This window comes from Bordetella tumulicola (assembly GCF_965138755.1).
Classification (GTDB): Bacteria; Pseudomonadota; Gammaproteobacteria; order Burkholderiales; family Burkholderiaceae_B; genus Bordetella_A; species Bordetella_A tumulicola.
In genome coordinates this window covers 315320-337806 of sequence record NZ_CBCSFP010000002.1, presented here as the reverse complement: position 1 = coordinate 337806, position 22487 = coordinate 315320, and the positions used below count along the sequence as shown (strand labels likewise).

17 protein-coding genes are annotated in these 22487 nt (G+C 57.9%); 10 read left to right on the top strand and 7 right to left on the bottom strand.

All coding sequences use genetic code 11. The features are described from left to right. Positions 1-109: 109 nt before the first annotated feature. Positions 110-1360: an urea ABC transporter substrate-binding protein gene (urtA, locus tag ACNAZS_RS07200; RefSeq protein WP_415787687.1), complete on the bottom strand. Its 1251-nt coding sequence runs from the start codon at positions 1358-1360 to the stop codon at positions 110-112. 461 nt (positions 1361-1821) lie between these two features. Here urtA and atzF point away from each other — a divergent pair, with 461 nt between their 5' ends. The 4 genes from atzF (at position 1822) to ACNAZS_RS07180 (ending at position 9214) form a co-directional block, all read left to right on the top strand. Then, the gene (gene atzF / locus ACNAZS_RS07195; protein WP_415787685.1) at positions 1822-3654 is read left to right on the top strand and encodes an allophanate hydrolase; all 1833 of its coding nucleotides are present in this window, start codon (positions 1822-1824) and stop codon (positions 3652-3654) included. 58 nt (positions 3655-3712) lie between these two features. Further along, positions 3713-7420, top strand: coding sequence for an urea carboxylase (gene uca / locus ACNAZS_RS07190; protein ID WP_415787684.1), 3708 nt, complete (start codon positions 3713-3715; stop codon positions 7418-7420). 1 nt (position 7421) lies between these two features. After that, positions 7422-8144 carry a GntR family transcriptional regulator gene (locus tag ACNAZS_RS07185; RefSeq protein WP_415787682.1) on the top strand — a complete coding sequence of 241 codons (723 nt, stop codon included), beginning with the start codon at positions 7422-7424 and terminating at the stop codon, positions 8142-8144. Between the two features lie 89 nt (positions 8145-8233). Continuing rightward, the gene (locus ACNAZS_RS07180) at positions 8234-9214 is read left to right on the top strand and encodes a phosphoribosyltransferase (protein WP_415787680.1); all 981 of its coding nucleotides are present in this window, start codon (positions 8234-8236) and stop codon (positions 9212-9214) included. Positions 9215-9240: 26 nt separating this feature from the next. Here ACNAZS_RS07180 and ACNAZS_RS07175 read toward each other — a convergent pair whose 3' ends face one another. Then, on the bottom strand, positions 9241-10347 hold the full coding sequence (locus tag ACNAZS_RS07175) for a DUF1615 domain-containing protein (RefSeq protein ID WP_415787678.1): 1107 nt from the start codon (positions 10345-10347) through the stop codon (positions 9241-9243). 331 nt (positions 10348-10678) lie between these two features. On the opposite strand from ACNAZS_RS07175, the gene hppD reads away from it, so the two are divergent. After that, on the top strand, positions 10679-11755 hold the full coding sequence (gene hppD, locus ACNAZS_RS07170) for a 4-hydroxyphenylpyruvate dioxygenase (protein ID WP_415787676.1): 1077 nt from the start codon (positions 10679-10681) through the stop codon (positions 11753-11755). A gap of 9 nt (positions 11756-11764) precedes the next feature. On the opposite strand, the gene ACNAZS_RS07165 is transcribed toward hppD, so the two are convergent. The 3 genes from ACNAZS_RS07165 to ACNAZS_RS07155 are packed head-to-tail and all read right to left on the bottom strand — an operon-like array spanning position 11765 to position 15075. Continuing rightward, positions 11765-12835 carry a CaiB/BaiF CoA transferase family protein gene (locus tag ACNAZS_RS07165; protein WP_415787674.1) on the bottom strand — a complete coding sequence of 357 codons (1071 nt, stop codon included), beginning with the start codon at positions 12833-12835 and terminating at the stop codon, positions 11765-11767. Next, entirely contained in the window at positions 12832-13845 is a 1014-nt protein-coding gene (locus tag ACNAZS_RS07160) for a YhdH/YhfP family quinone oxidoreductase (protein ID WP_415787672.1), read from the bottom strand. The genes ACNAZS_RS07165 and ACNAZS_RS07160 overlap by 4 nt, the downstream gene beginning before the upstream one ends. Before the next feature lie 18 nt (positions 13846-13863). Further along, positions 13864-15075, bottom strand: coding sequence for a CaiB/BaiF CoA transferase family protein (locus tag ACNAZS_RS07155; RefSeq protein WP_415787670.1), 1212 nt, complete (start codon positions 15073-15075; stop codon positions 13864-13866). A 126-nt stretch (positions 15076-15201) separates the two neighbouring features. Between ACNAZS_RS07155 and ACNAZS_RS07150 the strand changes: the two genes are divergently transcribed. Genes ACNAZS_RS07150 through ACNAZS_RS07130 form a run of 5 tightly spaced genes read left to right on the top strand, consistent with a single transcriptional unit; the run spans position 15202 to position 20221 of the window. Further along, complete coding sequence (locus tag ACNAZS_RS07150) at positions 15202-16041, top strand: IclR family transcriptional regulator (RefSeq protein WP_415787668.1); 840 nt, start codon at positions 15202-15204, stop codon at positions 16039-16041. 25 nt (positions 16042-16066) lie between these two features. After that, a complete protein-coding gene (locus ACNAZS_RS07145) occupies positions 16067-17221 on the top strand; it encodes an acyl-CoA dehydrogenase family protein (RefSeq protein ID WP_415787666.1) in 1155 nt (384 codons plus the stop codon). A 56-nt stretch (positions 17222-17277) separates the two neighbouring features. Further along, on the top strand, positions 17278-18228 hold the full coding sequence (locus ACNAZS_RS07140) for a tripartite tricarboxylate transporter substrate binding protein (protein ID WP_415788846.1): 951 nt from the start codon (positions 17278-17280) through the stop codon (positions 18226-18228). Between the two features lies 1 nt (position 18229). Continuing rightward, positions 18230-19324 carry a nitronate monooxygenase gene (locus ACNAZS_RS07135; protein WP_415787664.1) on the top strand — a complete coding sequence of 365 codons (1095 nt, stop codon included), beginning with the start codon at positions 18230-18232 and terminating at the stop codon, positions 19322-19324. A 39-nt stretch (positions 19325-19363) separates the two neighbouring features. Beyond that, positions 19364-20221 carry an enoyl-CoA hydratase/isomerase family protein gene (locus tag ACNAZS_RS07130; protein ID WP_415787662.1) on the top strand — a complete coding sequence of 286 codons (858 nt, stop codon included), beginning with the start codon at positions 19364-19366 and terminating at the stop codon, positions 20219-20221. A 105-nt stretch (positions 20222-20326) separates the two neighbouring features. Here ACNAZS_RS07130 and ACNAZS_RS07125 read toward each other — a convergent pair whose 3' ends face one another. Then, a complete protein-coding gene (locus tag ACNAZS_RS07125) occupies positions 20327-21190 on the bottom strand; it encodes a YqjF family protein (protein ID WP_415787659.1) in 864 nt (287 codons plus the stop codon). 41 nt (positions 21191-21231) lie between these two features. Then, positions 21232-22446 carry a CaiB/BaiF CoA transferase family protein gene (locus tag ACNAZS_RS07120; RefSeq protein WP_415787657.1) on the bottom strand — a complete coding sequence of 405 codons (1215 nt, stop codon included), beginning with the start codon at positions 22444-22446 and terminating at the stop codon, positions 21232-21234. Positions 22447-22487: the final 41 nt, after the last annotated feature.

Sequence of the window (22487 nt, the reverse complement as noted above, 5' to 3'; positions counted from 1 at the left end):
GGGCGGGGGNCGCGGCCGGCACCGAAGCTCCCGCCAACCAGATCAATGCCAGGCCAAGCAGAAACCGTCTCAAAAGCATGCTGCACATCATCGCCTCACCCCACCCGGCTTACAGCCCTTGTTTGCCTTCGTTGCCGGGGATATAGGGGCTCCACGGTTGAGCACGAATCGGCCCCTTGCTCTTCCACACGATATTGAACTGACCGTCCGCCTTGATTTCACCGATGTAGACCGGCTTGTGCAAGTGGTGGTTGGTCTTGTCCATTTCAATGGTGAAGCCATCTGGCGCAGCGAAGGTCTGACCCGCGACGGCCTCGATCACGGGATCGACATCCGTCGTACCCGCTTTTTCTACGGCCTGCTTCCACATGTGAATACCGATGTACGTTGCTTCCATCGGATCATTGGTCACCACTGTATTGGCATTGGGCAGATTCTTCGCCTTGGCGTATGCCTTCCACTTCTCAATGAACGCGGCATTGACCGGATTCTTGATCGACTCAAAGTAGTTCCACGCGGCCAGATGCCCCACTAACGGTTTAGCGTCCACACCGCGCAATTCTTCCTCACCGACCGAGAATGCCACCACGGGCACATCGGTTGCCTTCAATCCGGCGTTGCCCAGTTCCTTGTAGAACGGGACGTTAGAGTCGCCATTGATGGTCGATACCACTGCCGTTCGGCCACCGGCAGAAAAGCGCTTGATATCCGCGACAATCGTTTGATAATCCGAATGCCCAAACGGGGTATAGATTTCCTGAATATCTTCGTCTTTCACGCCCTTCGAATGCAAGAAGGCGCGCAAGATTTTGTTCGTCGTACGCGGATAAACATAGTCAGTTCCCAACAACACGAAGCGTTTGGCGCCGCCACCGTCTTCACTCATCAAATATTCCACGGCCGGAATCGCCTGCTGGTTAGGCGCCGCGCCCGTATAGAACACGTTCTTCTCCAGTTCCTCGCCTTCGTACTGCACGGGGTAGAACAACAAGCCGTTCAGCTCCTTGAAGACCGGCAACACGGATTTGCGCGAGACGGATGTCCAGCATCCGAATACAGCGGCCACTTTGTCTTGCGTCAACAATTGCCGTGCCTTCTCGGCAAAAAGTGGCCAGTTCGAAGCCGGATCAACCACCACGGGCTCCAGTTTTTTGCCGAGCACGCCGCCCTGCGCATTGATTTCCTCGATCGCCATCAAGGCAACATCTTTCAGCGAAGTCTCGGAAATCGCCATCGTGCCCGACAGGGAATGCAGAATGCCGACCTTGATTGTGTCGGCTGCCCACACGGCAGGCACGAAACCGGCCATTGCCAACACGCTAGCAGCAGTCAACTGTTTTAGTACTAGTCTGCGTTTCATCGTTTGGATCCTTTTCTTCATGCCGGGATAACCGGCGCTATCTGCCTGTGCATCAAAAGAAAAACAGGTCGTATCGCTCAAGGTTGGCAACACGCGCTTCAGAGTTCAAGCAATTCCCATGCCAACTAAAAATGCACGGCGAATACATAGGCGTGTCAAAGCAAGCAATCGCAAAGCTGCGCGACGATATCTCTGCGCATGCGCCGCCATCGGTCAGTCTCAAACACGTCGATCCACGGGCATCGAGTCACGCAAAAAAAGCACGCAAACAGTGCATCTGTGCTCAATATCAGTGCGCATGCACCGATGTCATGCAGCAGATTACCGACGTTCGGCATCGCACCAGAAAACACACCTCTCCTCTGAAACCCGCGTTGTTATTGGTTTTCCGGCCATCTATATCAAGTTGGCATGGCGATTGCTTGATAGGAGGTACTTGTATACCCACGAGGATTCCGGGCATGAACCCCAACGCTGTCACCGATCAATCTCAAGGCTGGACACTGGCCGACTGGCAGGCGGCTTACCGCCTTCATGGCGCTCAACCCGCAGACCTGTTGAGCAAACTCATTGCCGACCTAGACCCTGCCGATCCCGCCTGGATATGCCGCGCCGACGCAGCTCAATTAGAGGATCAACTCGCTGCACTCACCGACCGCCTGACACAGGTTCACGGAGACCTGACCCAGTTGCCGCTGTACGGTGTACCGTTCGCCATTAAAGACAATATCGATGCCGCGGGGTGGTTCACTACCGCAGCCTGCCCCGCCTACGCGTACGTGGCATCCGAAGACGCGAACGTCGTACAACGTTTACGCGCTGCGGGCGCCATTCTGATCGGCAAGACGAATCTAGACCAGTTTGCGACCGGCCTGGTCGGCACTCGCTCTCCCCACGGCGCCGTCCCCAACACGTTCAACCCGGCCTACGTCAGCGGCGGGTCGAGTTCCGGCTCTGCCAGCGTTGTCGCGCGCGGCCTGGTGGCTTTTTCCCTGGGCACCGATACCGCGGGTTCGGGCCGCGTGCCTGCGGGCTTTAACAATATCGTTGGGCTCAAACCCACGAAGGGGTGGTTAAGCACACGCGGCGTGGTACCCGCATGCCGTACGCTGGACTGCGTATCGATCTTTTCCCTGACCGTCGATGATGCCGACAACATCGCTGCGATCGCCGCCGGATACGACGAACAAGATCCGTATTCCAGGCCCACGCCTGTCATGCCCGCCCGGTTGGCACGTCTACCACGGTTGGCCATCCCCACCCAGCTCGAGTTCTTTGGCGACACTCAGGCAAAGGCCGCCTACGAACGTGCATTACAGGCCTTGCGAGATATGGGCGCCACACTGGAGCCCATCGATTTCACGGCGTTTCGCGAACTGGCCGATCTGCTCTATCAAGGCCCGTGGGTCGCCGAACGCTACGCGGCGATACGCGAGTTGTATGAACGTGCGCCCGATGAGATCGATCCCATCGTGCACAGCATTATTGAGCAAGCCGCTGGCTACACCGCCGTTGACACCTTCGATGCGGAATACCGTCGTGCCGCCCTGACTCGCATCATCCAGCAGGCGTTGGCCGATTTCGATGCGCTGGTCGTACCGACCACACCCTCCATCTATACCATCGCGCAACTTCGCGCAGAGCCCGTGACGCTTAACACGCGACTCGGTACCTATACCAACTTTACGAACCTCGCGGATCTATCCGCTCTCGCACTGCCGGCGGGTCTGCGCGAGGATGGATTGCCTTGTGGTATCACGCTGATCGGGTTGGCCTGGCATGATCGCGCTCTGGCCGAGTTCGGCCGCCGATGGGAACAAGTCCAGCCGGGCATGCTGGGCGCCACCGGGCGAGCACGACCAACCTCGTTCGCACCGATCGTCGACGCATCCCGAACCGTGCAAATCGCCGTCGTCGGCGCACACCTGCACGGCATGCCGTTGAACCATCAATTGACCTCTCGCAATGCCCGCTTCATCGAAGCGACACACAGTGCGCCGAACTACCGACTTTATGCACTGGCCAACAGCACACCACCCAAACCGGGCTTGGTGCGCGTGACGCAAGGGACATCGATCGCCGTCGAAATCTGGGAACTGTCGCACGAGGCGTTTGGTGAGTTCGTCGCAGAGATCCCCGCGCCCTTGGGTATTGGCACACTGGAATTAGCCGACCAGCGTCTCGTGAAAGGCTTTATCTGCGAGCCGTACGGCATCGAAGGGGCTCGCGACGTCACCGAGTTCGGAGGCTGGCGCGCGTATCTCAAGCACTTGAAAGAAGCCGCAGCAGCATAACGAACAGACCCATCACGTCTCGCGCAACGCCCGACACGCCTCCTAGGGGAAAGCCATCATGTTTCATACCGTACTCATTGCGAACCGCGGCGAGATCGCTGTGCGGGCGATCCGAACACTAAAACGCCTAGGCATCAAAAGTGTGGCCGTCTATTCCGATGCAGATCGCAATGCCGCTCACGTGAGCCAGGCCGATGTCGCAATCGCGCTGGGCGGCGACACGGCCGCGGATAGCTATCTGCGCATTGATCGTATCCTCGACGCCGCTCAGTCTACGGGCGCGCAAGCGATATTCCCGGGCTATGGCTTTCTCTCCGAGAGCGCGGAGTTCGCCGAAGCCTGCGATGCGGCAAACATTGCCTTTATCGGCCCCACGCCGCAGCAACTGCGTGAGTTTGGGCTCAAACACCGCGCACGCGAACTGGCGGCGAGGGCAAATGTGCCGATGACTCCTGGTACAGGGCTCTTGACCGATGTCACCGAGGCCTTGCGCCAAGCAGAGAACATCGGCTACCCCGTCATGCTCAAAAGCACGGCCGGCGGCGGCGGTATCGGCCTGTCGCGTTGTGCCAATGAAGATGAGCTGAGCACCGCGTTCGCCGCCGTCCAACACCAAGGGCAAACCTTCTTCCGCGATAGCGGCGCCTTCATCGAACGCTATGTCGACCAGGCGCGTCACGTCGAGGTACAGATTTTCGGGGACGGCCGAGGCAACGTTGTCGCTCTGGGTGAACGCGATTGCTCTATTCAGCGACGCAACCAGAAAATCATCGAAGAGACCCCCGCCCCGGGATTGCCTCGCGCCACTCGCGAAGCCCTACTCAACGCGGCAGTCCTGTTAGGCCAGTCTGTGGATTATCGCTCAGCGGGCACCGTAGAGTTCATCTACGACGGGGCTCGCGACGCCTTTTACTTTCTGGAGGTCAATACCCGTCTGCAAGTCGAGCACCCTGTCACCGAAGCCGTCACGGGCCTGGACCTGATCGAATGCATGCTGCGCATCGCCTGCGGCGATCCCCTGGATTGGGATGCATTGAAACGCCCACCAGTAGGCGCGGCCATCGAAGTCCGCCTTTATGCCGAGGATCCCGCCCGTGGATTTCAACCCTCTCCGGGCGTACTGACCCACGTCGCGTTCCCTGATGATGCGCGCGTGGACGGATGGGTGGAAACCGGTACCGAGGTCGCGCCGTTCTACGATCCCATGCTGGCCAAACTGATTGTGCATGGCGCTGACCGCGACGAGGCGTTGGACAAGCTCCGCGATGCACTAGCGCGTACACAACTGCATGGCATCGCGACCAATCTGGCCTTTCTGCGCCAAATCGCGGCAGATACCCGCTTTGCCGCCGGCGCACTCTCGACGCGCTTTCTGGACAATTTTGATTTTCATCCGGCGGCACTAGAAATCCTGGAGGCAGGCACCTATACCAGCGTTCAAGACTACCCGGGACGTGTGGGCTATTGGAACATCGGCGTTCCACCGTCCGGCCCCATGGACGACTACGCGTTCCAGTTGGCCAATCGCATCGTGGGTAATGCCCCCGAAGCCGCTGGCCTGGAATGCACCCTGATCGGCCCTAGCCTGACGTTTCACAACGATGCAGTCATTGCCCTCACCGGGGCGCACATGGACGCCTCGCTAGACGGCGAGCCCATCTCAATGTGGCGGGCCGTGAACGTACGCAAAGGCCAAGTTCTCGTCATGGGACGCGCCCTCAGCGGCTGCCGCAGCTATCTGGCAGTACGCAATGGCCTGGATGTGCCCTGCTATCTGGGCAGCAGATCCACCTTTGCCCTGGGCCAGTTCGGTGGCCACGCGGGACGCTGCCTGCGTGCGGGTGACATGCTGCCCATCGCGCAGCCTGAATTGCCCGCCAGCCTGACACCACCGCCCAACGCAGCACCGTCCGCCCTCGATCCGGCTCTGGTGCCCGACTACCCCAATCACTGGCAAATCGGCGTCCTAATCGGCCCGCACGGCGCGCCCGACTTTTTTACGCCACAAGCCATCGATCAGTTTTTCGCGGCCGACTGGGAAGTGCACTACAACTCCAATCGACTTGGCGTACGCCTCTTGGGGCCCAAACCCACCTGGACTAGGCAGGACGGTGGTGAGGCCGGCCTACATCCGTCAAATATTCACGATTGTGAGTACGCGATCGGCAGCATCAACTTTACGGGTGATAGCCCCGTCATCCTGACCCGCGATGGGCCTAGTCTGGGAGGCTTCGTATGCCCTGTCACGATAGCGAAAGCCGAACTCTGGAAAGTCGGCCAGGTTCGCCCCGGTGATCGCATACGCTTCACCCCATTGACAATCGAAGACGCCCTGACACTACAAACCCAACAAGAGACCGCTATTGCGACCCTGCAGTCCGACGCGTCGTCCAGGATCGCCAGCACTGCCGCGATCCCTGATGACGTATCGTCACCCGCACTGAGCGGCCTCTCACCCATTGTGGCGAGTCTGCCCGCCACGGATGCGCAACCGCTCGTCACCTATCGACAAGCCGGCGACAGCTACCTACTGCTGGAGTACGGGGACAACGTGCTGGATCTCGCGCTACGCATGCGTGTGCATCTGTTGATGCAAACCCTCACCGAGACCCCAGTGACGGGCATTCTGGAATTTTCGCCGGGCGTGCGTTCCCTGCAGATTCAATACGACAATCACCTCATCAGCCAAGAGGCGTTGATCACACATCTCTTGAATATCGAGGAAACACTAGCCGATGTCCCGACGCTGAAAATACCAACACGCGTCGTGTATCTGCCTATGGCGTTCGAAGACAGCGCTACGTTGGGCGCCGTACAACGCTACCAGGAGACCGTGCGAGCCAGCGCGCCGTGGCTACCAAACAATGTGGATTTCATTCAGCGCATCAATGGCCTGAGTTCACGCGATGACGTACGCCGCATCGTCTTTGAGGCCAGCTACCTCATACTGGGTCTGGGCGATGTCTATCTGGGAGCGCCCTGCGCCGTTCCCATCGATCCGCGGCATCGCCTGCTGACGTCGAAATACAACCCAGCGCGCACATTTACCGCTGAAGGCACGGTTGGTATCGGTGGTGTCTACATGTGCATCTATGGCATGGACTCTCCAGGAGGCTATCAACTCGTGGGACGCACGCTGCCCATCTGGAACAAGTTCCTGAAAAACCCCGTATTCCAGCGCGGCGAGCCCTGGTTGCTTCGTTTCTTTGATCAGGTACGCTTTTACCCAGTCACGGAAGACGAGCTCTCCATTCTGCGCGAGGACTTCCGTGAGGGCCGTGCCACCTTGCGCATCGAAGAAGAGAATTTTGACTTCGCGGCTCATCAGCGCTTTCTCACGGAACACGCCACCGACATCGAGGCCTTTAAGTCGGCGCAGCAAACCGCCTTTGAATCGGAAGTCGCGCTGTGGCAGTCCGAGGAGTCCATCACCATCGAACACGATGCGCCGGACCAAGCGACTCTTGAGCTCTCGGGAACCGAGCGCGCCGTGTCGGCCGATCTATGTGGCAACGTGTGGAAAATCCCAGTCTGCGAAGGTCAATACGTCGAGGCCGGCGATACGCTAGTGGTGGTAGAAGCTATGAAAATGGAGCTATCGATCAAAGCTACGTTTAGCGGCACGATCACGACGATACGTTGTTCGCAGGGCAAGCCCGTCAATAGCGGCGACATGCTGCTGGTCATTGATACGGCGACCGCGCCTGACGCAAAGGTCGGCAACGAGTCTCAGGCTCCATCCGAAACACTGTACGCCGTCTCCTGACATGCGACTGAATCTGATCACTTTGCCCGGCTCAACAGCCACCCCGGGCCCTGGAATCACCCTGGCCGGCCAGGCTTACGAACTCATCAAACGAGATCTCTTCGAGTTTCGGATGCTGCCGGGCGACGAATTTACCGAAAGCGAACTCGTCGCCCGGCTTGGCGTCAGCCGCACCCCCGTACGGCAAGCCCTGTACCGGTTGGAACGCGAGGGCTTTGTCCTGCTACGGCATCGTAGCGGCTGGCGCGTCCACCCATTCGACTTCGAGCGGTTCGAGGCGCTGTATGATGTACGCATTGTGCTCGAGCAGGCCGCCGTCACGCGGCTTTGTGGTCTACACAACATGAATAGCCACGGCGAACTCACTGCCCTTAAACATCTCTGGCTGATTCCTCCGGAAGAGCGCCTGCGTAGCGGCACCCAGGTCGCCGAACAGGACGAAGCCTTTCACTGTGCGCTGGTCGCCGCCACTGGCAACGCCGAGATGGCCAAAATCCATCGTGACGTCACAGAAAAGATCCGCATCATCCGGCAGTTGGACTTCACCAAGGACCATCGCGTCGACGCCACCTACCAGGAACACGGCGCCATTCTGCGCGCCATCTTGGCACGCAGGACAGACGAAGCCGTGCGCATGCTGAAATCACATATCGAGATGAGCAAGGCCGAAGTCCGCAAGATCACCCTGCATCGCTTGCAGGCTGCTCGGCAAATGCTGACGTAATCATAGAGACCTAACGCTATCGTATTTTCAGGTAGGGAGCAGATCTATGGCAAAATTTCCTGGCCATAGATTTGTAGCCCTGCCATACCATGCCACGCCCTCTAGCCGCCTTTTCCTACGATTACACCCGCGTCGAGCAGGTCGTCGCTGACCACCTGCCGCAATGGCGCCAATTGGGCTTTGACGCGATTGTGGCCGTCGCGCGAGGGGGCTTGGCGCCCGCCCTCGTTGCAAGCACTGCCCTGGATCTACCGCTGTATGCGGTGTCCTACGATCGACGGCACCGCAGCGTATCGTGGTTCACGGCCCAAACGCCCCCTACCGGTACGCACATCCTGTTGATCGAAGATATCGCCGGACGTGGCACCACGTTGTCCGACAGTATTCAGTTTCTGTCGTCAGCAGGATATAGACTGCACGTATTCGCGCTGGCTTACGACGCCCAATCGCGCATACGGCCAGATTCCGGGATAGAAATTCCCGCCGGCTTTCGGGCGTGGTTCCCCTGGGAGCGCGAATCCATCACACCGGCCTATTACGCCACCGGCAATCTGCCTGATCGGCCTGCCGAGACCTATGCGTCCTGGGCCATTGATCTCGACGGCATCCTGCTGCCTGATGTACCGACCCAGGCCTATGCGTCCAATCTCGCCGCTGCGCTGTCACAACGCGACGGCCTTGTACCCAATACGACGCTGCCGGGACGCGAGCTCCGCGAACTGCCCATCATTACGGGTCGCCCCGAGCAGGACCGCACCCGCACCCAAGGCTGGCTCGATCTCCATGGATTTCGGGGCCCGTTGATCATGCGTGACGAGGCCCGGTACACCGCGGCACAAACGGCAGAACACAAAGCGCAAGCCATCATCGCCGGCTGCCACACGCACTATATCGAAAGCGAACTCGCCCAAGCCGTAGAGATCGCAAGTCGCGTCCCCGTAGCGCGCGTGTATTGGTGGAACGGCCAAACCGCGTTATCCATCTATGCCAGCCTGGCCTCCGAATTGAGTCCGTTAATGCCCCAACTCGGTCACTCAAGTGCCCCACCCAATATCGCCGAACCAGCATAAGCGATGACGCAGAACATTGATGTATCTCAAGAGGCGCGCCCCCGAGACATGCACTGCTTCCACCTATCGTTCACGCGATTGGCAAACCAGGCGGTCGTCAAGTTTCGCGTGATCTTGGGGCTATTCAGTTTGATTCCTGGCAGGACCGCTCGCGGCAGGGGTTTGCCGGCATCCCGGTCCGCCCACTCAAATACGCGCTCATAGAGATCAGTCTCCTCGAACGCCAGGGAATCACCCTCCTCCAGTGCACGCCGAACACCTGACTCGCTGATATCCATCTGTCGTCGAATGGTGCGCACGGCGCGTTCGGTCTGGCTGGGATCGATAGCCCCGCGGATGAGCAAGTCGCCATCCAGCGCCAGCTCAATGCCCGACAGGCGGCTGACCGCCGCCTGGAATGCGGCATTACGACTCGCGTACCAACCCGCATTAAAGTCCGCGAACCGGTACAACACGGAATCATAATGGGCCGGATAGCCCAGCAAATGGGCAATACCAAAGTACATCCCGCCGCGTCGTGTGAAGACCTCGCGACGGACCGAGCCATCAACGGTATAGGGATAATCCTGCGCGTGTGATTCGGCAAAAGTGACGCGCACCTGCATCGGCCCGCCCGTGCGCACGGGATTCAGGCCACTAAACAATTGACGCCCCATGGGCACCATGCCGATGAAGTCTTCAAAAATCTCGCTCAATTGACGCTCGGTGCGTACGGTATCCAGGCGCTGGTTGTACGTTTTCCCTGTCGGAGACTCAATATTCAACGCGGCGTTGACGAGAAAAGCCGGCAGATGCATGGCCTGTGTCCGACGCTCGATTTCTTGACGGGCAATTTTCGGCAAACCAGAGACGACAGGATCTGCGTTGAAGGTGGACTCCTGCTCCGTAATCGCGACCACGGCACAGAGGTTGTCACGGCTCGAGTCCAGCCCCTGTGCCGTAAAGGCCACCGCGATATCCCGTGCCCAGCCCTCGCGGTCCGGTGCCTTCGACGGCATCAGATGCTGTAGGTCGGCCTGTATTTCGCTCGCCCCGCGAGGAGTCGTCTTTGACGTTTGGGTCGCGCAACCTGCCAACAAGGTCAGCAGCACGACAACGGGTACCCATGCGTGTAATGCCCGCAGCTTAACCATTACATCCCTCATCATTTTTTTATGACTGACACTCGCTGCTAGCACACATGACCCTGCCGCCATCAACGAACTGGCAGTCTACACATCATTGGAGCTTGACGTCACGGCTTGGCGCATGCAATGCTGTCAGATCCATAGGGCGTCTCGACAGGCGGCCCGGGCGCATTTCCAGCGCCGTTTACCCTGCTTGCAATGAAATTTCTGGGCTTTCAACTCCTGATCGGCGATTACCTGGCACGCAGTGTGCGGGGCCGCCCCTGTGCGCCACCCATCTGAACGGTTTGCTTCGCCAAGCTTCACGTTCACGCTACGCACACTCAGGAGCCAGAAAATGGCAGACCTTTTCGACAATCCCATGGGCCTCATGGGCTTTGAATTCATTGAATTCGCCTCGCCCACCCCAAACGTCATCGAACCCGTGCTCGAAAGCATGGGATTCACCAAAGTCGCCAATCACCGTTCCAAGGCTGTATCGCTGTTTCGCCAAGGGGACATCAACGCCATCGTCAATAGCGAGCCTGATAGCCCGGCGGCTTATTTCGCCGCAGAGCACGGCCCATCGGTATGTGGCTTGGCTTTTCGTGTCCGCAACGCCCAGCAGGCCCATCAGCGTGCGCTCGATCTCGGTGCCCAGCCCGTGGAAATCCATACGGGCTTTATGGAGCTGCGCCTGCCTGCCATCAAGGGTATCGGTGGCGCCCCCCTGTATCTGATCGACCGTTTCGAAGAAGGCTCGTCCATCTACGATATCGACTTTCAATTCATCGAAGGCATTGACCGCCATCCCGTCGGTGCGGGCCTGAAAATCGTCGACCACCTGACGCATAACGTCTATCGCGGCCGCATGGCGTACTGGGCGGAGTTCTACGAGAAACTCTTCAACTTCCGCGAGATTCGCTACTTTGACATCAAAGGCGAATACACCGGCTTGACGTCCAAAGCCATGACCGCGCCAGACGGCATGATCCGCATCCCGTTGAACGAAGAGTCCTCCAAGGGCGCCGGCCAGATCGAAGAGTTTCTGATGCAGTTCAACGGCGAAGGCATCCAGCACGTGGCCTTCCTGACCGACGATCTGCTCAAAACGTGGGACGCCCTGAAAGCCAGCGGTACGCGTTTCATGACCGCACCGCCGCAGACCTACTACGAGATGCTGGAAGGTCGCCTGCCCGACCACGGCGAACCCGTCGAGGAACTGCAATCGCGCGGCATCTTGCTTGACGGTACATCAGAAGGTGGGGAACGCCGCCTGCTGCTGCAGATCTTCTCAGAAACGTTGCTGGGCCCCGTGTTTTTCGAGTTCATCCAACGCAAGGGCGATAGCGGCTTTGGCGAAGGCAACTTCAAAGCGCTCTTTGAGTCCATTGAGCGCGATCAAGTCCGGCGCGGGGTGCTCTCGGCGGAATAGCGGAATAATTTATTCCGAATGCCGATGGGCTGGGGAAGACGGAACCGCACAAGGGGTTCGTGAAAAACGCGGTGCGGGTGCGGGATGCAAGACCTGATCGATCTGAAGAAAATTATCCCGTACCAAGAAATGTCGGTGTGTTGTCGCTTCTTCTAGTGACAACACGGGCGACACACAGGCCTCGGTTCCTTCAAAACGTCGCACCCAGTACTCGCGTGGATGCTGCTTGAAGATATCGGCGAACCGAGAGCGCATCTCGGGCCAACAAGTGCGGTCGTGCTGAGCAGGCAACGATGCCTTGTCCAGCTCCAGCCCCTCGAGCAGGGCGTTATAAAAACGCGGTTCAATGGCGCCCACCGCCATGGCTTGACCATCAGAGGTTGCATAGGTGGTATAGAAATGCGCGCCGCCGTCCAGAAAATTGGCCGCCCGCCTATCCTCCCATTGCCCCGCTTGCCAGCGTCCCAGAATCGGCGCTAACAACAGCAGTGATCCATCTACCATGGCGGCGTCGATCACCTGTCCTTTTCCACTCGTGCGTGCTTCAAACAGCGCGGCCAGCACGCCAACCAGCAGCAGCATCCCCCCCGCGCCGAAATCACCGATCAGATTTAGCGGTACTGCGGGTGGCCCTTCTGCGGGGCCAATGGCATGCAACACGCCGGTGGCAGCCAGGTAGTTGATGTCATGGCCGACTGTCTGCGCCTGCGGGCCTGTCTGGCCCCAGCCTGTCATTCGGCCGTAGATCAACGCGGGATTCTGTTCCAAGCATGTCTCGGGACCCAGACCCAAACGCTCCATCACGCCCGGCCGCAAGCCCTCCAGCAAGACGTCTGACTGTGCCACAAGATCGAGCACGGTTGCTCGGCCCGCATCTGTTTTCAGATCTGCGGCGACACCCTGCTTTCCCCTGGAGGTCAACTCATAACGCGCCTCTCGCGCAAGCCCCATATCGGCTGCCACGGGCCGCTCCACACGCGTCACCGTTGCCCCCATATCCGCAAGCATCATTGCGGCCCAAGGGACCGGTCCGATCGCTTCCATCTCCAGTACCCGAAGGCCCGTCAGCGGGCCACTCACGAGCGATCTCCAAACGCCACGATCGTCCTGCCGGTCGTCTGACCGCTCAATTGACGCTCTGCTTGCGGGAGCAGATCAACCAGAGGAATCATAGACACGTGGGGTTCGACCACCGCGAAATCGGGCTTCCAATCTGAGGCCAGCTTTCCCCACAAGCGCCTACGTTCCGGCCAAGAAGCATTGGCAACGATGCCAAACATCTGAACGCGGCGCATGATGAAGGGCAGCACACTGCCGTCATACGTATTGCCGGAGGCGTTGCCGACTGACGCGAGTTGACCGCCGTCCTTCATGGAGCGTAATAACCATGAAAGCGTCTGGCCACCCACGTTATCGATGGCCGCGGAAAATCGGGCAGACTCCAGCGGTCGAGTTGAAAGCGTTTGCCCTGCATCTATGACCTCGGTAGCACCCAGCTTGCGCAGTACCTCTGTTTGCGCCATCCGGCGCGTAATGGCAGCAACCTCGTAACCCGCTTGAGCCAAAATGGCAATGGCCAACATACCCACGGCCCCAGTGGCACCAGACACGGCAATAGGCCCGGCATCGGGACGCAGGCCATTGGCCTCGAAGCGATCCAGCGCCATCGCCACCGTAAATCCGGGTACACCCAAAACCGCCGTCTGGCGTTGCGTCAAACCATTCGGCACAAACTGCAGATGATCGGCCGATACCCGCACTCGCTCGGCAAAACCGCCATCGTAGGCAATGCCGGTCTGGAACCCGTGAACCAGCACACCATCCCCGGGCGCAAAGCCGTCAGCGTCGGAACGAATGACTTCTCCCACAGCTTCAATACCCGCCACTCGAGGAAACTCAGTAATGATCTTTGCGCGGCCGGTGATCGCGAGAGAGTCCTTGTAGTTCACGCCTGCATAACGGGTTTTCAGTACAACCTCTCCCGCAGTCAACTGTGACACATCCAATGGCTCGATGGCAGACCGGGTATGGCCGTCAGTGCGACGCGTCACCAACGCATCAAACCGATCAAGGGAATCCGAATGCTCCATAGTCTTGCCCCTCATGTCTTAGATAACGCGCTGGTCACGCAATGCTGACAGCATCTCTTCGCTAATCCCAAACTCGGCATAAACCTCAGCGTTATGCTCACCCACTGCCGGCCCGGAACGAGGGATCGGCATATCGCGACCCATCACACGTGGAACGATGCACGGCGCCGGCACGCTGCCGTAATCGGCATCCGGTAACCGGATAATGGCTTGGCGCGCCTGAAAATGAGGGTCTGCCTTGATATCAGTAATATCGTAGACCTTACTAAAGGGAATCTCATACGGTTCAAGCTGTGCACAGATATCCACATATCGGTGTGCGGCGAACCATTCTGCGAACTGGTTATCCAGAGAATCGATGTTCAGTACGCGTTTAGGCAACGTGTCGTAATTGGGATCGGTAATCAAGTCAGCGCGTCCCACTGCCTTACACAAGCGAACGTAAACGGCCTGTGATGACGCCACCAGTGAAAAATGCACGCCATCAAGACTGCGATACATATTAGAGGGCGCGGTATATGACGTGCGATTTCCGGCGGCACACCGTACCTGTCCCAACTGCTCATGTTCCACGGGTAGCGGATCAAGCATCCGAAACAACGCCTCTGTCGCGGCCAGATCGACTTCGACGCCTGCAGCGTCAGGATTCCCCCGCAGACGAGCGACTTCGGCCGCAATGGAAAATGCGCAGAATATCCCAGCGATGGAATCGCCTAGCGGAAAGTTGCTGTGCAGTGGAGACCCGCCAACCTCCCCGGTCAAGTTGGTAAAGCCACTCATCGCCTCGAAGACACGAGCAAAACCTGCCCGAGACCGATATGGGCCGGTCTGTCCGAATCCCGTCAGCCGCACGACAATGAGGCGGGGATTGACGCGATGCAGCGTTTCAATATCCAGCCCCCATTTATCCAGACTACCGCTACGAAAATTCTCTACCAACACATCGAACTTCGGCAGCATAGACAAGAATATTTCCCTGCCCTTGGGCTTTCTTACATCCAGTGTGATTCCCCGTTTCCCACGGTTAACGACCTTCCACCATAAGGGCGTGCCGTCTTTGATGGGCTGCATGTGACGCAGCGCATCACTGCCATCGGGCAATTCCAGTTTGACCACGTCGGCGCCATGATCCGCACACAGCGTCGCACCACTGGGGGCAGCCAGAACGGTCGCCATATCTAGGATTCGTACACCGGCCAGGGCACCGGGATGGGAAGCGGTCTGTGTCATGCGAAGGTGAAGGACAAGTTACGTAGAACCTCTTTATGCCCGAACCTGCCGTGCGCCACAATGAAGTGTTTTGCACAGCGAAATGCTTCGATCAAATCGTTGACTGCCCATTTCAAAGGACCAATCATGTCCGCGCCTACTGAGAAAAACCGCAACGTGAACGTCATCACCCTTCCCGGCCTGGTCAACCCACATGACCTATCGTCAGACCGCCAATTCTCTATGAATCTGGCCAGAGGTCTGGAGGTACTGCGCGCGTTCTCCGCGTCGACACCATTACTCGGCAATCGCGAAATCGCGGATCGCACGGGTCTGGCAAAACCGACCGTTTCCAGATTGACATACACCCTGACGTTGTTGGGCTATCTGGCTCGCGATCCGAAGCTGCAGAAATACCGACTGGGCCCTGGCGTGCTGTCATTGGGCCACCCGTTGCTTGCCAGTATGCAGGTGCGTCAACTGGCCAAACCACTCATGGAATCACTGGCTCGCGCGACCGGCTGCACGGTGAATCTGGGAATTAGGGATCGAGGCAATGTGGTCTATATCGACTCTGTACGCGCCGATTCAGCCAACCAGCATTTGCCCGATATCGGAACCTCTCGCCCCTTGCTGCTCAGCTCAATCGGACGCGCCTTGATCCTGGCCTATCCCGCCACGGAGCGCACGGCTATTTTGAACTACCTGAAGGTGCAGAACCCGCAAGATTTCGAGCAATGCCGGGCGTTTTGGGAAGCCGATGTCAAACGGTTTACGGCCTATGGGTACTGCCATTCGCAGGGCGACTGGCAAAAAGACATACATGCCGTGGCGGTGCCGATACGGCAGCGTCCCGATGAGCCGCCGCTAGCCATGAACTGCACCATCGCGGCCCACCGCGCACAAAAAGACCGCCTTGTACACGAAGTCATACCGCTACTGAAAGAATCCGTCCACCAGTTGGAGTTTTCTCAAGGCCTGCATTGAACGATTGCCACTATCAAGGACCACCATGATTCGAAATCCCGTCAAGTTCGACACCATGCTGCAGCAAATCCGCACATTCCTGGAAACAGAGTGCAAACCGATAGAGCCGCTTGTCGATCAAACCGATGAGATCCCCGAATCTGTCGTACAGCGCATGCGCGATCTGGGCTTGTTCGGCCACAGCATTCCCGAGGAGTATGGCGGTGCAGGCCTGACGACTGAAGAACTGGCACGGGTAAACATCGAAGTCTCCCAGGTCGCCACCGCATTTCGGGCCCGTTTTGGCGGCAATACCGGCATAGCCTCCGAGTCGTTGGTGGTCGACGGTACGCCCGAACAAAAGCGCAAGTATTTGCCGTTGCTGGCGAGCGGCGAAGTCACCGGCTGCTTTGCACTCACTGAGCCCGAGGCCGGCTCTGATGCCACTGCATTACAGACTACCGCGGTGCGCGATGGAGAGTACTACGAGATCAGCGGCAAAAAATGCTTTATCACCAATGCCCCTATCGCCAATCTTTTCACGGTCTTCGCACGCACCGACCCTCAAGCCAAAGGTGCCGCCGGGATTACCGCGTTCCTGATTGAACGTGGAACGCCCGGACTCAGCACACCGCCTGCTTATCGCAAACTCGGGCAGCACGGCTCACCCGTCGGTGAGGTCATCCTTGAACGCGTTCGCGTTCATGAGAGTGCCATTATTGGCGCAAAAGAAGGTCAGGGATTCCGTACGGCGATGAAAGCGCTGAATAAGCAGCGCATCAATCTGGCCGGTTTATGTGTGGGACCCGCGCTGCGCCTGATCACAGAAATGGTGCGACAAGCACGGACTCGCAAACAATTCGGTCGACCCATCAGTGAGTTTCAGCTGGTGCAACAGATGATCGCGGAGAGCAACACCGAAGCCCATGCCGCACGCGCGCTAGTACTCGAAACTGCACGAAAACGGGATGACGGGGTGGACGTCACGCTGGAAGCCTCTATGTGCAAATTATTTGCCTCCGAAATGTGCGGACGCGTCGCTGACCGCACGGTGCAAGTGTTCGGCGGAGGCGGTTATATCGCCGACAACGTGGCGGAGCGGTTCTATCGCGACGTCCGGCTGTTCCGTCTTTATGAAGGGACTAGCCAGATTCACATCACTAATATCGCCAAGCGAACAATGGCGACCTTGGCCGTCTGAACGGTCACTACAACAACACAAAGCAAGGAGACATCATGACATTCACCAAAGCACTCATGACATGCATCATGGCCAGCACGTTGCTCACGCCCGCCATGGCGCAAACGCAGTATCCGGACAAACCCATCAAGATTATCGTCCCCTTCTCGGCAGGCGGCATTGTCGACTCGGTGGCGCGACTGATGGGCGATAAGCTATCAGTACAGTACGGTAAGCCGGTCGTGGTAGAAAACCGTACCGGCGCGGGAGGATCAATCGGAACGGACTACGTCGCGAATGCGCCAGCAGACGGATATACCCTGTTGCTTGTCAGCCCCAGTCATGCTGTTGCCCCCAGTCTGCAAAAGAGCATCACCTGGAATCCGGTACGCGACTTCAAGGCGATCGCGGGGTTTGGCATCGTCCCCAACATTATCGTGGTGCATCCCGACACGCCGGCCAAAACAATCGCCGAGTTCATCGACTTGGCGAAAAAGAGTAACCCGTCGCTGACTTACGCCACCGCAGGGGTGGGTACTTCCAACCATTTAGCAGGGGAGTTGCTGTCACAAGAGGCCAAGATTGACCTGACTCATGTGCCATACAAAGGACAAACTGACGCGCTGAATGACTTGGTATCGGGACGCGTGGACATGATGCCGTTGACGGCGGCGTTGGCCATGCCCTATATCAAAGCCAACAAGTTGCGCGGACTCGCCGTCACCACATCGGAACGCGCGAGCGCCGTTCCCGACCTGCCCACAGTGGCCGAGGCGGGCGGGTTGCCCAATTACGAAGTCGGCACCTGGTTCGGACTCGTCGCGCCCGCCGCCACGCCAGCACCGGTGATCAATAAACTGGCTGCCGACGTCGACAAAATTCTCGACATGCCAGACGTGCAAGCCAAACTTGCAACGCTGGGAATGGAGTTGGCCCCGCAATCACCGGCGGAATTTGATGCGTTCGTTGCCAAAGAGTTTGAAAAATGGGCCGAGGTCATGAAGCACGCGGACACTGGGGAAAATTAATATGTCGCGGATTCGTACGCCAATATGCGACGGGCTTGGTATTGACTATCCGATTTTTGGCTTTTCGCACGAACCGGACGTCGTGGTGGCCATTGCTCAGGCAGGCGGTTTTCCGGTACTTGGACTGGGACGAGACGCACCCGAGCAGATCCCCGCGATTGTGACCGAAGTTGAGCGCAGGCTAGACGGCCTCCCATACGGAATAGACCTTATGCTGCCCTCGAATGTGCCTCCACAAGCGGACCTGGCTGATCTGCGCGAGGCGCTTCCGAAAGAACATGTGGCGTTCGTGGAGTCGCTGCGTGAAAGCTTCGGCATCAAACCACCAAGCAAGCCCAGTTTTTTTACCTCTCAGGCACGATCCGAAGCCCTCTTCGAAGCGCAGATCGATGCGGTGCTCAACTCGAATGCTCGCGCCATCGCCACAGCCATCGGTTTACGATCCGCGTTGATTCAAGAAGCCAAACGGCGAGACAAACTCACCATCTCACTGGTGGGCTCTGTCAAACACGCCAGAAAAGCCCTGTCGATGGGTGTTGACGTGTTGGTGGCACAAGGCTACGACGCGGGCGGCCACACAGGTTCCGTTGGGACGATGTCGCTACTGCCGCAAATCATCGCGGTCGCCGAAGGCAAACCTGTACTTGCCGCCGGCGGCATTGCCACCGGCGCGCAGATATTGGGTTGCATTGGGATGGGCGCCGAAGGGGCATGGCTCGGCACACTGTGGATGGCTGCCCGCGAAAACCATACGCCAAAATCACTGTTGAATCGGTTGATTGCCAGCGCCAGTGAAGACACCGTCATATCGCGGGCTCACAGCGGCAAACCCTGCAGAGTCGTGCGTAGTGACTGGATTGATGCCTGGGCCGCCGACGCCGCACCCGACCCGCTGGGTATGCCTTTTCAACAGGTACTCACGGGTGACGTCTTTGCATCCATTCATGAACACGATGATGCACGTCTCATTTATGAGGCTGCAGGTCAGAGCGTATTCGGAATCGAAGACGAAACGTGCGTGGCCGATCAAATGCACAAACTCGTCCATGACATGAATTCAGCCTGGACACGTGTCCGTTCGCTGTCGGACGATTAAGTCGCAGCGCATCGCCATCAACGCAGGAGTGGTCTCATCATGAATCTACCGGGTTTCCTAGCGTCCTCCCTCAATATCGAAGGAGAAATCGCTGAGTTCGTTCATACGATGCCGACGTCGCGCAACGCGATGTCCGGCGATTTGCGTATGGACTATGCCCGTATGCTAAAGGAGATCGAGGCCAACGAATCGATACGGATACTCATTCTACGTGGTGATGGCGGCAGTTTCTGCGCTGGCGGAGACCTGAACGAAATGGTAAGCCGCGTGGATGATCCCACCCAGGGGGCACCCACTGCCACCCGCCACCGCATCAACAGCACAATGCCATGGCTGCGCCGTCTATTGGAACTCGATGTCATCGTTATCGCAGCCATCGACGGCCCCGCCGCCGGGGCGGGTTTTAGCCTGGCACTACACGCCGACTTTGTATTGGCTTCGGCGCAAGCAAAGTTCAGTATGTCATTCCCGCGCGTCGGGGCGGTGCCCGATTTTGGGGCCCACTATCTATTGCCGCGGATCGTTGGCTTGAGCGCTGCGCGTGGCATTCTACTTACTGGACGCACGATTGACGCGAACGAGGCCAAAGCGCTAGGAATAGTCCATGAGATTCATACTGCTGAAACCCTGGCAAAGGGAGCCCAGGATCTAGCCAGGCAGATTCTTCTAGGCCCCAACGATGCTCTGGCTATGAGTAAACGAATGTTGAATCTAAGTTTCGACGTGGATTACGGCACGCTATCGAATATGGAAGCCTTATCCCAAGCGGTAGCCATGTCGACCTCATATCATCGCGATGCCATCGTGCGTTTCCAGAATAAACAAACCCCGCTGTACAACTGGGACCGCGATAGACCTGCGTCCGTTCTAAATGCGCCTTCAAAAAGTACCGATTAGAACGGCATCATTATCTTCAACGAGGCTCGCTGACAGTTGAGCTGTGATGAGGACTGGCATCCATCAACCACGGGTCAACCATGGCGCACGGCCTGCTGTATTCGCCTAGGTAGACAATAATCGTTCCGAGATAGCCTCAAAACGCACACGCTCCACCACAAAGCAAAAGGGGTCCGAGACAGGCTGCAATTCAGGCAAGAGTGAGCATGTCATCGATGCTGCCTGGCAAAGCGAGGCAGGCAAGACATTCGAAACCTCGATTGGCAATCGTATTTCCGCATAGGCTAATTGCCCGGTGTCCTCGGTGATTGCGACTGCCGCATCTTGGCATGCCAAGAACGATACTGCTTCATTCCACGACTCGAACACACTCGAGAACGCTTCATTCAAAGACCTATCGCCACCGACTCGGACTGAGGCGCTCAAAGCGGGGGAACTCCCATCGCCCGGCTGGATCTCGGTATGTATTTGATCCAGATGTCTACGATGCACAAATTTTTCGGGAAGATGCGTCGGCAAGGCATCACTAAAAAGCCGAGTTGCCGCAGCGTAAGCGAAACTGCTGATGATATTCTTTAGAAACCATACGGTGCGCGCGGCCCCCGCGCTATCAGGCGACGTATCAAGATAGAGACGCCAATTGCTCTGGCGTGGTGACGGGAAAGATTGTCTCGCGAAGCCCATCACCGATGGGCCAAAGTGAACGTGTTGATACGAGAGCACGGTAAACGGCGTCAACCCATTACGCTGCCAAAGCGATACCCCTTTGGGGACAAAGGCCTCCGCGGCCTGAACAGGCACCAGCCAAGTCAAATACACGACGTCCCGTACATCACTAGATAGCTTGAGGAACGGAATTCGCGACATCAGGGCGCGACGGATACGTGCAAGCTGGCTGTTATTGAAAATAACTTCAACAACCCGTCCAAACCAACCTGATTGAGGATGCTTGTAAGTATTCGATCTCATGTGATTGATTGGAAGCCCCTCCTAACGGCCGTACATCGCATTTACACGGGCTCTACCGATGGTCGGGCTTGCGTGATGCCCCTGGCTTTCATCGCCTGAACGTCGTCATCGGAATAACCGAGCTCGCGCAGCAACGCATCAGTATGCTCACCGATGTGCGGCGGTTGCAGACGCAATGGAGGCTGCTCGCCATTCAAGCTCATCGGCATCAACGGCACATGGGAGGACTGTCCATCCGGCAGCGTAATCGGCGCCAGGCCGCCTGTAGCCAAGAGATGCGGATCGTCAAACAATTGTTCCGGTCGCGTGATCGGCGCGAAGGGCAGCCCTTCTTTTTCGAACACGGCGGCCAATTGTGCCGCTGATGTATCGGCAAGTCGCTCTCGTAGTCTGGGCATCAACCACTCTCGTGCCCGTACACGATCATTGTTTGTCTTGAGCCGGGGATCCGCGAACCAATCTGCCAGATCGAATGCGCGGCAGAATATTTCCCATTGTTTATCACTGACCACCGCAAGGAAAATCTGTTCGCCCTCTTTGACCGTGAACACGTCATAAATGGCCCATGCGGAAATACGGCTGGGCATCGGGGCCGCGGCGCGACCCGTCACCGCATACTGCATCATGTGCTGGGCAACCAGAAAGACATTGTTTTCGAACAATGATGCCTGCACCTCCATGCCCTCATGGGTGCGTTCACGTTGTGCCAGCGCCGCCATAGCGCCCATCGCGCCAAACATGCCACCCATGATGTCATTGACGCTGGTGCCCGCGCGCAATGGGTCGCCCGGGCGGCCCGTCATGTAAGCCAATCCGCCCATCATTTGCACCACCTCATCCAAGGCGGTGCGATGCTCGTAGGGGCCCGGTAAAAATCCCTTGTGACTCACGTAGATGATTTTCGGGTTACGAGCTTTCAACGCCGCAAACCCCAAGCCGAGTTTCTCCATCACGCCAGACTTGAAGTTCTCGCTGACGATGTCGGCCGTGTCGATCAAACGTAATGCAGCCTCTTTGCCTTCTGGCTGCTTCAGGTCCAACACAATGCTCTTCTTGTTCCGATTGAACATCGGAAAAAAGCCCGCGCCGGAACCCAGTAATTTGCGTGTGGTATCGCCACCGACCGGTTCGACCTTGATGACCTCGGCGCCCAGATCCGCCAGCAGCATGCCGCAGGTAGGCCCCATGACCATATGGGTAAATTCGACGACGCGAATGCCTGCATAGGGCAAGCGAGAATTGGCGTTACTGGACATGTTCTGGTTGATCTCGATGAGTTTGATGACGTATTCGTCGT